The organism is Nocardioides sp. NPDC059952, assembly GCF_042730435.1.
In the GTDB taxonomy this organism is placed as follows: Bacteria; Actinomycetota; Actinomycetes; order Propionibacteriales; family Nocardioidaceae; genus Nocardioides.
On the sequence record NZ_JBHWLY010000004.1, the window covers coordinates 84,230 to 94,767 of the forward strand.

6 protein-coding genes are annotated in these 10,538 nt (G+C 70.4%); 3 read left to right on the forward strand and 3 right to left on the reverse strand.

The window, feature by feature from the left end:
- Positions 1–22: 22 nt before the first annotated feature.
- Positions 23–280: a hypothetical protein gene (locus tag ACFV9G_RS03045; protein ID WP_378724781.1), complete on the forward strand. Its 258-nt coding sequence runs from the start codon at positions 23–25 to the stop codon at positions 278–280.
- A 3-nt stretch (positions 281–283) separates the two neighbouring features.
- Here the strand turns inward: ACFV9G_RS03045 and ACFV9G_RS03050 are convergent, their stop codons facing one another.
- From ACFV9G_RS03050 to ACFV9G_RS03060, 3 genes are all read right to left on the reverse strand, one after another.
- A complete protein-coding gene (locus tag ACFV9G_RS03050) occupies positions 284–4,939 on the reverse strand; it encodes a family 78 glycoside hydrolase catalytic domain (RefSeq protein WP_378724783.1) in 4,656 nt (1,551 codons plus the stop codon).
- Positions 4,940–5,050: 111 nt separating this feature from the next.
- The gene (locus ACFV9G_RS03055; RefSeq protein WP_378724784.1) at positions 5,051–6,700 is read right to left on the reverse strand and encodes a DNA repair helicase XPB; all 1,650 of its coding nucleotides are present in this window, start codon (positions 6,698–6,700) and stop codon (positions 5,051–5,053) included.
- Between the two features lie 24 nt (positions 6,701–6,724).
- Complete coding sequence (locus tag ACFV9G_RS03060; RefSeq protein ID WP_378724786.1) at positions 6,725–7,654, reverse strand: AraC family transcriptional regulator; 930 nt, start codon at positions 7,652–7,654, stop codon at positions 6,725–6,727.
- Positions 7,655–7,827: 173 nt separating this feature from the next.
- Here ACFV9G_RS03060 and ACFV9G_RS03065 point away from each other — a divergent pair, with 173 nt between their 5' ends.
- Both ACFV9G_RS03065 and ACFV9G_RS03070 read left to right on the forward strand, forming a co-directional pair.
- Complete coding sequence (locus ACFV9G_RS03065) at positions 7,828–9,282, forward strand: aldehyde dehydrogenase family protein (protein WP_378724788.1); 1,455 nt, start codon at positions 7,828–7,830, stop codon at positions 9,280–9,282.
- A gap of 49 nt (positions 9,283–9,331) precedes the next feature.
- Entirely contained in the window at positions 9,332–10,447 is a 1,116-nt protein-coding gene (locus ACFV9G_RS03070) for a sugar ABC transporter substrate-binding protein (RefSeq protein ID WP_378724790.1), read from the forward strand.
- Positions 10,448–10,538 lie beyond the last annotated feature (91 nt).

The following is a 10,538-nucleotide window of genomic DNA, read 5'->3' on the forward strand; positions in this document are numbered from 1 at the left end:
CGATCCAGACGGAGGAGATGTCATGACCATCAGCACGACCATCGACGAGGAGATCGAGCGGCTCGAGGAGGAGCTCGGCGAGCGGCCCGCCTGTGAGTGCAGCTGTGGCAGCCCGGACAGCGACGCGGAGCCTTGTGGCGAGGTGGCGGCGTACGCCGTGACCGTGCTCTGTCCCGATGACCGGTGCACCCACACCTACCTGTTGTGTCGCGAGTGCCGTGACCAATGGGTGCAGAACTGTCCGCCACCTCACCAGCTGCGCGTCATTGCGCTCGGATGAGGCTCACGCCACCGGCACCACCCACACGTCGGCGACCGACGGGTCGTAGTCGGCGCCGGTGTCCCGGAACCGGAGCCGCACCGAGCCGTCCGCGGTCTGCGCCGAGGGCTCCACCAGGAACTGGTGGGTCATCGTGCCCTGCCCGCCGCTGGTGCGAGTCAGGTCGACGCTGTGTGCGACCTGACCGTCGAGCTCGACGTCGTAGGTCTTGCGTCGCGCGCCGTCGAAGGTCTCCACGATGCGGACCACGAACGATCCGTCCGTCGGCACCGCGGCGTCGAACTCGAACCAGCCGCCGGGGTAGGAGGAGTGCGTGTAGCGGCGGGTCAGTCCGGCCTCCTGATTGGTCCCCGACCGCTCGGAGGCGGTCAGTCCGTGCGCCGTCTCCGAGGTCGCCTCGCCGAGGTCGACATGATCGGTCGAGTCCGACGGTGGCGTCGCGAGACCGACGGTCACGGTCGCCGCCGCCTGCTCCGCCGGCGTCGCTCCGGTCGCGACGGTCAGGGACACCGGGCCGCCGACGACCGTCTGCGGCACGACGACCGCGACGTCGATGTCGGCGTCCTGGCCGGCCGGGATCTCGTAGCCCACCGGCTCCGCCGACCAGCCGGCGGGACCGGTCAGCGACAGCTCTCCGCGCTGGGTGACATCGCTGCGGTTGTGCAGCGTGGTGGTCACGGTCGCGGTCTGCCCGCCGTCGACCGACGCCGGGACGCTCGACGTCGCGGTGATCTGCACCCCGGACCCGACCAGGAGGGTGCCTCCGAGCGGGAGCGTCGCGGTGCCACCGGAGCGGCTGTACGACAGCGCACCGGTCAGCTCGACGGGACCCGCCGATGCGTCGTCGGGCACCGTGACCTCGTAGGTGTGCTCCACCTGGCCACCGGCAGGGACGGTGTCCGCGGGGTCACCCACCGGAGCCGCGGTCCACCCGTCCGGCACCTCGAGCGACGAGCTCACCTCCTTCAGCGACTGCTTGCCGGAGTTGTCGACCCGCACCGTGACCTCGACGGCGTCGCCGGGGAGGACCTCGTCGCCGGGGACCTGCAGCGTGGCGACCGCGCCGACCAGCCTGGCCGAAGCCCGCGAGAGGCTCTTCTCGATCGCCGTCAGCCGATCGCGCAGACCTGACGCGGTCGCGTCGGTGAGCATGCCGTTCTCGGCGTACATCTGGACGGCGCGGTCCAGGTTCGCGGCTGCCGCGAGCGCACGATGGACCTCCTCGGCGACCCGCTCCTCCTCGGCGTCACGAGCGGCGAGGTCCCACGCTCCGGCGATCTCGCCGCGCAGCAGCGCGGTCCGCTTCGTGAGATCGCGCTCGGCGGCACGGCCCGCGGGGCCGTCGAGGTTCAAGGCGGAGACCTGCGCAGCCGTCGCGGCAGCCCCCGCCCGAGCGGCGCCGAGGTCCCCGAGCACGGGAGCGACCGCGAAGTCGTAGTCTCCGGATCCGACCTCGAGGACGACCACGCCCTCGGCCTCACGGACGAACTCGATGTCCGACGAGTCCTCGATCGGCGAGCCACCCTCGGTGACCGCCCAGCGGTTCGCGGCCGGGATCCGGACCTCGGCGGTCGTGTTCGCCGGTACGGTCACGTCGAGGGTCATCGGCCCGTCATCGGTCGCCCAGGCGCTCTTCACCGTGCCGTACGGGGTCTGCAGACTGTAGTCGACGTCGTCGACACCGTCTCCGGGCTCGGGTGCGATCCTCACCTTGCGATAGCCGGGCTCGGCGGCCGAGACGCCGGCCATGGTGCGATACATCCACTCGCCGACGGCGCCGTAGGCGTAGTGGTTGAAGGAGTTCATGCCGACGTCGTTGAACGTGCCGTCCGGGTTGATCGAGTTCCAGCGCTCCCAGATCGTGGTGGCGCCCTTACCGATCTCGTAGCCCCACGACGGGTAGTCCTCGTGCTGCAACAGCCGGTAGGCGATGTCGGTGCGACCGGCCTCGGTCAGCGCGGGCAGCAGCCCGTCGACACCCAGGAACCCGGTCGAGAGGTGGTAGTCACGCCGCTCGAGCGTCTGCACGAACTGGTCGTAGACCGCGTCGCGACGGTCCTCGGGCTCGAGGTCGTTGGTCAGGGTGAGGATGTACGCGGTCTGGCTGTCGCCCTTGACGGAGCCGTCGGCGGCGATGAACGCCTGCTGGTACGCCGCCCGGATCGCCTCGAAACGTGCCTGGTAGGCCGCGGCGTCGGCGTCCTTGCCGATGGCCTTCGCCATCTGCGCGAACTCCCGGGTGCTCTTTGCGACGAAGGCCGTGTCCAGGACGTCCGCGGGCGTCGGGTCGTCGAGGTTGAGCCAGTCCAGATAGCCCCCGGCGGAGCGGATGTGCCCGGTCGAGTCGGCGTCGAGGAAGTCGACGTAGCGTTTCATCATGTCGTAGTTCTCGGTGATGACGCCGGTGTCGCCGTAGGCCTGCCACAGCGTCCACGGCACGTGCACGCCCGCGTCCATCCAGCCGGCCGACTCGTAGCCGCCGTCGAAGCGGCCCGGGACGACCGGGGCGACGCCGGGCAGCGATCCGTTGGCCCGCTGGGTGTCGCGCAGGTCCTGCAGCCACTTGGTCAGGAACGACTCGGAGTCCATGTTGTAGACCGCCGTCCGGGCGAACACGTTGATGTCGCCGGTCCACCCCATCCGCTCGTCGCGCGCCGGGGTGTCGGTTGGGATGGAGAGGAAGTTGCCGCGCATGCCCCACACGATGTTGCGGTGCAGCTGGTCGACCAGGTCCGAGCTGGTGTCCAGGGTGCTGGCCAGGTCGCCGTCGGTGCCCACCACGACGCCCACGATGTCGGAGGCGTCAGGCGCCTCCTCGAGTCCGGAGATCTCGACGTAGCGGAAGCCGTGGAAGGTGAAGGACGGCTCGTACGTCTCCGGCTCGTCCGATCCGATGGTGTAGGTGTCGGTGGCCTTCGCGCTGCGGAGGTTGGCGGTGTAGAGGGTGCCGTCCGGGTTGAGCACCTCGCCGTGGCGGATCGTGACCGTCTGGCCCTTCTCGCCCTGCACGGTGAGGCGGACGTGACCGACCATGTTCTGGCCGAGGTCGTAGAGGTAGACACCGTCGGTGGGGGAGTCGATCCGCTTCGCGGTCTTGAGCTCCTCGGTGACGCGTACGTCCACGGCTGTCTGGGGCTCGAGCACGTCGGTCGGCTCGTCCCTGACGGTGACGGGGTTCCAGCCCTGGTCATCGAAACCGGCGCGGTCCCAGCCGTCGACCTCGGCCGCGCGGCCGGCGTCGTACCACTCGCCGTCGAGGAGGTCGGCCTCGCGGGTCGGCCCGCCCGTCGTACGCCAGCTGTCGTCGGTGCGCACGACCTCGCTGGTTCCGTCGGAGTAGTCGACGACGAGCTCGGCGATCACTGAGTCGGCGGTGCCGTAGACGTCGGTGCCGAACATCGCGACCTTGCCGGAGTACCAGCCGGGCGCGACCTCGGCCCCGAACACGTTCGATCCCGAGCGCACCAGCTCGGTCACGTCATAGGTCTGGTAGTCGATGCGCTTGTCGTACGCCGTCCAGCCGGGCGCCAGCTCGGCGTCGCCGACCCGCTTGCCGTTGAGGCGCAGCTCGTAGACGCCGCGTGCCGAGGCGTAGACCCGGGCGCGGGAGACCTTCTTCGATCCCAGGTCCACCTCCTTGCGCAGCAGCGGCACCGCGTCGTCGCCGCGTAGCCACGCCTCGCCTCCGGCGCTGTCGACCTTGAGTCCGTCGGCGGTGACGGTGCCGGCGGTGAAGGTGCGGTCGCCGGTCGGGAAGTCGGTGTCCACGAGGGCGGTGCCACTGGCGCTGGTTACGGTCACGTCGTGGACCAGTCCGTGCTCGGCACCGCTGGTGCGGAAGCCCATGACCCCGGGCCCGGCGAAGGTGGCGTCGGTGCGCTGGTCGAGCTGCTGGCCGTCGATCGTGGTCGTGATCGTGTCGCCCGCGACGGTGATCGCATAGTCGTGCTCGGCGGCGAAGTCGAAGCCGTTCGGCACCGGCCTCGCGGGAAGGACGGAGTAGCCGCCGTTGCGCTTCACGTGCGGACGAAGCGCGTCGTCGGACTCGCTGAACTGCCACATGTAGGCGTTCTCGGTGTCCTCACCACGGAAGTAGACGCCGAGGGCTCCGCCGATGTCGGAGGCGGTGAACTCGATCGTGTAGTCGGTCCACTCCGCGCCCAGCTCAGGAGTCTCCGCGCCGATCCAGTCCGCCGTCCACGCCTGCTCGCCGAGGCCGGTCGAGAACGTCGCCGGATCGCTCCACGCGGAAGCGAGACCCTCGTCGTCCCAGACCCGTACCGACCACACGTAGTCCGTGCGAGGCTTCAGCGCGCGCCCGGCGTACCGGACGTCGACCGACTGCCCGGACCTCACCTTCCGGCTGTCCCACACGTCGGGCGAGGTGAGCCGTCGCTCCGAGGACGCGACCCGGATCTGGTACGCCTTCTGGGTCACCCCGCGGCGGTCTGAGTCGAGCTGCCACCCCAGGGTGGGGGCGGCCGTCGCGATGCCGAGCGGATCGACCAGTGCATTCGTACGCAGCTCGCCGACGACGGGGACGGAGCCCGACGCCACGTCTTCGGTCGATGGGACGGCGCTGGCGGCGAGTGGGGGTAGTGCAGGGGAGAGGACGACGGCGAGGGTGGCCGTGACCAGCCCGGCGATGTGTCGGCGCACGCTGACTCCTGAGATCGAGGAATTGAAACGCTTCACCGAGTATGGCGTGCGTCACATTCCGCGTGCACCGACTTGGCCGCATCCGGCCATGGCCATCGATTCGGCCCAGGGTCAGGACGTGAGGTCGTCGAGGGAGTCGGCGTCGACGATCCGGTACGCATAGCCCTGCTCGGCCAGGAATCGCTGACGGTTCTGGGCGAAGTCGGCGTCGACGGTGTCGCGGGAGACGATCGTGTAGAAGTGCGCGGTCTTGTTGCCGTCGCCTGGACGCAGCAGCCGCCCGAGGCGCTGGGCCTCCTCCTGGCGGGAGCCGTAGGCACCGGAGACCTGGATCGCGACCTCGGCCGAGGGCAGGTCGACGGAGAAGTTGGCGACCTTGGAGACGACCAGCAGGTCGACCTCGCCGGAGCGGAAGGCGTCGAAGAGCCGCTGTCGCTCCTTGACCGACGTCTTGCCCTCGATCACCGGAGCGTCCAGCGAGGCGGCAATCTCGTCGAGCTGCTCGAGATACTGCCCGATCACCAGGGTCGGCTTACCGGCGTGGGACGCGACGATCTCCTTGACCACGTCGATCTTGTGGTGCGTGCACGAGGCGATCCGGTAGCGCTCGTCGGGCTCGGCGGTGGCGTAGACGAGCCGCTCGTCGGCGGGCAGCGTCACCCGCACCTCGACGCAGTCCGCCGGGGCGATCCAGCCCTGCGCCTCGATGTCCTTCCAGGGCGCGTCGTAGCGCTTGGGCCCGATCAGGGAGAACACGTCGCCCTCGCGCCCGTCCTCGCGCACCAGCGTGGCGGTCAGGCCGAGCCGGCGGCGGGCCTGCAGGTTGGCGGTCATCCGGAAGATCGGGGCGGGAAGGAGGTGGACCTCGTCGTAGACGACCAGCCCCCAGTCGCGGGCGTCGAGCAGCTCCAGGTGCGGGTAGGCGCCCTTCCGGCGTGTGGTCAGCACCTGATAGGTGGCGATCGTGACCGGCCGGATCTCCTTGACCGACCCGGAGTATTCGCCGATCTCGTCCGGGGTCAGTGAGGTGCGGCGTACGAGCTCGTCCTTCCACTGCCGCGCCGAGACGGTGTTGGTGACGAGGATCAGCGTGGTCGCCTGGGCGTGCGCCATGGCGGCGGCCCCAACCAGCGTCTTGCCGGCGCCGCAAGGGAGCACGACGACCCCGGAGCCGCCGTGCCAGAAGGACTCGGCCGCCTCCGACTGGTAGGGGCGCAGCGTCCAGTCGGTGGTGTCCAGCGCGATCGAGTGCGCCTCGCCGTCGACGTAGCCCGCGTAGTCCTCGGCCGGCCAGCCGAGCTTGAGCAGCGCCTGCTTGAGGTTGCCGCGCTCGGAGGGGTGGACGACGACGGTGTCCTCGTCGACCCGGGATCCGAGCATCCCGGCGACCTTCTTCGCCCGGATGACCTCCTCCAGCACCGCCCGGTCGGAGGAGACCAGCACCAGCCCGTTGGCCGGGTTCTTCTCGAGACGGAGGCGGCCGTAGCGGGCCATCGTCTCGGCGACGTCGACCAGCAGGGAGTGCGGGACCGGGTAGCGGGAGAACTCCAGCAGCGTGTCGACCACCTGCTCCGCGTCGTGCCCGGCGGCGCGCGCGTTCCACAGTCCCAACGGGGTCAGCCGGTAGGTGTGGATGTGCTCCGGCGACCGCTCGAGCTCGGCGAACGGTGCGATCGCCTTACGGCACTCACCTGCCCGGGCATGGTCGACCTCGAGCAGCAGCGTCTTGTCCGACTGGACGATCAGGGGGCCGTCGTTCACCGAACCAGCCTACGGGCCGACCGACTAAGCGGCGCGGTCTCCGGCTCGCCACTCCCGAGGGGTGACGCCGTAGGCCCGCCGGAAGGCGCGGGTGAAGGTGAGCGGGTCGTTGAACCCGCAGACGTACGCGACGGCGCCGATGCCGCCCGGAGGCTGACGCGCTGCCGAGAGCATCTCGGCGGCGACGGCGAGGCGTACGGAGCGGAGATAGGCCGCCGGTGAGCTGCCGGACTCCTCGAAGACCTGGTAGAGCCGCCGCCTGGACACACCATGGCGGCGGGCGACCTCGTCCATGGTCAGCGTGCGGTCAGCGGCATGGTCGCGCAGGTGCTGGCGCACGGTGTGGTGCAGCCCGGCGGTCGTGTGCGGGGTGACCGGGGCGCTGGTGAAGGCGGAGTGGATCATCACCGCGGCCAGGTCACGGACCACGGTCGCCACCTCGGCCGGGCTCTCCGCCTCGGGGAGTGCGGCCGCATAGGAGAAGAGGGCACGCGCCGCCGGTGCCTCCTGGACCCGGGGGAGCGCGACCCGGTCCGCGGCCTCGCCGAGCATCCCGCTCGGCAGCCGCATCGAGGATCGCGAGACCTGGACCAGCAGCTGCTGCTGGTGGGGCGCGGAGTAGTCCACGAGATAGGGGGCATCGACCCGGTAGACCGACACCGACCCGGGACGTACGGCGACGGTCCGGGATCCGGAGGAGACCGTGCCGGTGCTGGAACGCTGCAGCGACAGGTGCAGGTCGTCCCCGCCGGCACCGCGGGCGAGCCTGGCGGTGCGGGTCGAGCTGTGGCCCGAGGACGTCGCGAGCGCGACCGCGATGCCGTCGTCGAGCTGGGTGTGCTCCATCCGGCCGGTGAACCCGGGCTCGACGTCGTTGCAGGCGAGAGGCACGAAGCAGTTGCTCACGACCGACTGCCAGGCGTCGGCGCTGTCGACTTCGACCACCGCGCTCATCTCGTCCTCCTCCCAGGGCCTGACAAGAGCCTACGGAACGTGATGCCGGTCACGCTCGGATCCGCCCGGCGCCGTGCACAAATCGTCGGTTCAGACGGCGGCGACCCACCGTAGCGTCGACGCCGCGACGGCCACCAGAGGCTGTCGTCGCCAGATGTAGACGAGGGAGTGGGATGGGGTTCTTCGACCAGGACCAGTGGACCGGCAGGGCGTACGTCGGGGGCTGGGTGAGACTGAGCGGGACGCTGGAGGTGTCCGCGCCGGCGACCGGCGAGGTGATCGCCGAGGTCGCGTCCGGGGAGGCCGCCGACGTGGACCAGGCGGTGAGCCTGGGGGTCGAGGCACAGCTTGAGTGGGCGGCACGACCGGCCGAGGTGCGCGCCGAGGTGATGCGCCGGGCCGCCGCGATCCTGGCCGAGCACCAGGAGCTGTTGGTCGACTGGCTCGTCCGCGAGGCCGGCTCCGGGCAGGGCAAGGCCTCCTTCGAGGCCGGGCTGGTCGCCGCCGAGCTGCACCAGGCCGCCGCGACGGCGCTGATGCCGTACGGCCAGCTGCTCCAGTCCTCGCACCCGCGGCTGAGCGTCGCCCGGCGTCGCCCGGTCGGCGTCGTCGGCGTCATCTCGCCGTTCAACTTCCCGGCGATCCTGGCCGCCCGCTCGGTCTTCCCGGCGCTCGCGCTGGGCAACGCCGTGGTCCTCAAGCCCGACCCTCGCACCAGCGTCGGTGGCGGGCTGTTCCTCGCCGCGCTCCTGGAGGAGGCCGGGCTCCCGGCGGGGCTCTTCGCCGTCGTCCCGGGACCGGTCGAGGCAGGCTCGGCGCTGGTCGAGCACCCCGACGTCCCGGTCATCTCCTTCACCGGCTCGACCGGGGCCGGACGGATCATCGGCGAGCGCGCCGGACGCCTTCTCAAACGAGCCCATCTCGAGCTCGGCGGGAACAACGCCATGATCGTGCTGCCCGGCGTCGACATCACTGCCGCGGCCTCCGCCGGTGCCTGGGGCTCCTTCCTGCACCAGGGCCAGATCTGCATGACCACGGGCCGCCACCTCGTCCACGCCGACATCCACGACGAGTACGTCGCGACCCTGGCCGCCAAGGCCGCGACCATCCCCGTGGGCGACCCCGCGACCGGCGTACCTCTGGGTCCGGTCATCGACGCGGGGCAGCGCGACAAGGTGCACGCCCTGGTCACCGGGTCGATCGCGGCCGGGGCGAGGCTGGAGACGGGCGGGACGTACCAGGGCCTCTTCTACCAGCCGACGGTGCTGTCCGCGGTGACCCCGGAGCATCCCGCGTTCGCCGAGGAGATCTTCGGGCCGGTCGCGCCGGTGACCCGGTTCGAGACCGTGGACGAGGCGATCGAGCTGGTCCGCCGCAGCGAGTACGGGCTCTCGGTCGGGGTCCTCACCACGGACCCGTTCGCGGGCTACGAGCTCGCCGACCGGATCCCCAGCGGGATCGTGCACGTCAACGACCAGACCGTCGACGACGAGGCGCAGGCGCCCTTCGGGGGCATCGGCGCCTCCGGCACCGGTGCTCGGTTCGGCGGCCACGAGGCCAACATCGACGCCTTCACCGAGACCCAGTGGGTCACGGTGCAGTCGCAGATCCAGGCGTACCCCTTCTGAACCCCTCTCGGGCCCCACGCAGACCTACCTGAGACAAGGACTACGGATGATGAGAACGAAACGGATGTACGCGGCGCTGGCCGCGGGAGCGCTGCTGCTCGCCGGCTGCGGAAGCGAGAGCGGAGGCAGCGACGGCGGCGGTGCGAGCGCCGATGTCGAGGCCGCCAAGGCCTATCTGGAGCCGTGGAACGGCGAGGGGGAGAAGGGCCTGCTGATCGACGAGCCGCTCTCCAAACCGATCGCCAAAGGCACCAAGGTCGTCTACCTCGACGTCGGCACCCCGGTGAGCGCGGTGATGTGGGGCAACCTCCAGGCTCCGGCGAAGCTGCTCGGCCTGGAGCTGGAGCGGGTCGAGGTCGGCCGGGACGCGCAGAGCATCAACGCCGCGATGAACACGGTGGTCGAGAAGAACCCCGACGGCGTCATCAACATCACCCTCGACCCGGTCTTCTTCGAGTCGCAGACCAAGGCGCTGGAGGAGAAGGGCATCCCGATCGCCTCCGGGTCGGTGATGAACACCGTCGAGCACGGTCTGCCCGAGGCGTTCAACGGGCCGGACTGGATGAAGGCCAACGGCGCCGCGCTGGCCGCGGCCGCAGTCGTGCGCTCGGAGGGCGCGAGCGAGTACGTCTTCTACAACGTGCCCGAGTTCCCGTTCTCGCCGCTGGAGCTGGAGGGTGCGAAGGCGAAGATGAAGGAGCTCTGCCCCGACTGCACGCTGCGCACCGTCGACATCCCGATCGCCGAGCTGGGCTCCACCGCGGCCGACCGGGTGGTCAGCGACCTGCAGGCGAACCCGGACACGGAGTACTTCATCGCCGCCGTCGACGAGGTCCAGATCGGCCTGCCCCAGAAGCTGGAGCTGGCCGGCATCGACACCAAGGGGATCGGCATGTGGACCTCGCCGCCCAACTACGAGCAGATCGGCTCCGGCGACCAGGACGCGACCCTCTCGGTCGACCTCAGCTTGATGATGTGGACGGTCCTGGACCAGCTGCTGCGGGAGATGAACGGCGACGCCTACGAGTGGCCCGCGACCGAGGTGCGCGCCTCGACCCTGACCCGGGTGACCGACGCCGAGAACCTCCCGGAGGACGCCACCGTGGGCTACCAGGCCGTCGAGGACCTCGAGACGCTCTTCGCCAAGACCTGGCTGGTCGACTGAGTGATGTCAGCCGAGAAGTCGGGGGGGGGGCGCGCGGGGCGGCGGGCGCCACCGGGCCACTGTCTTATAAAAAAACACCGCCACAAAACGC

What these genes read in the sequence shown, in the direction of transcription:
- ACFV9G_RS03045 (WP_378724781.1), top strand. Translation starts at nt 23, where the DNA reads ATGACCATCAGCACGACCATCGACGAGGAGATCGAGCGGCTCGAGGAG.
- ACFV9G_RS03060 (WP_378724786.1), bottom strand. Translation starts at nt 7,654, where the DNA reads ATGAGCGCGGTGGTCGAAGTCGACAGCGCCGACGCCTGGCAGTCGGTC.
- ACFV9G_RS03065 (WP_378724788.1), top strand. Translation starts at nt 7,828, where the DNA reads ATGGGGTTCTTCGACCAGGACCAGTGGACCGGCAGGGCGTACGTCGGG.
- ACFV9G_RS03070 (WP_378724790.1), top strand. Translation starts at nt 9,332, where the DNA reads ATGAGAACGAAACGGATGTACGCGGCGCTGGCCGCGGGAGCGCTGCTG.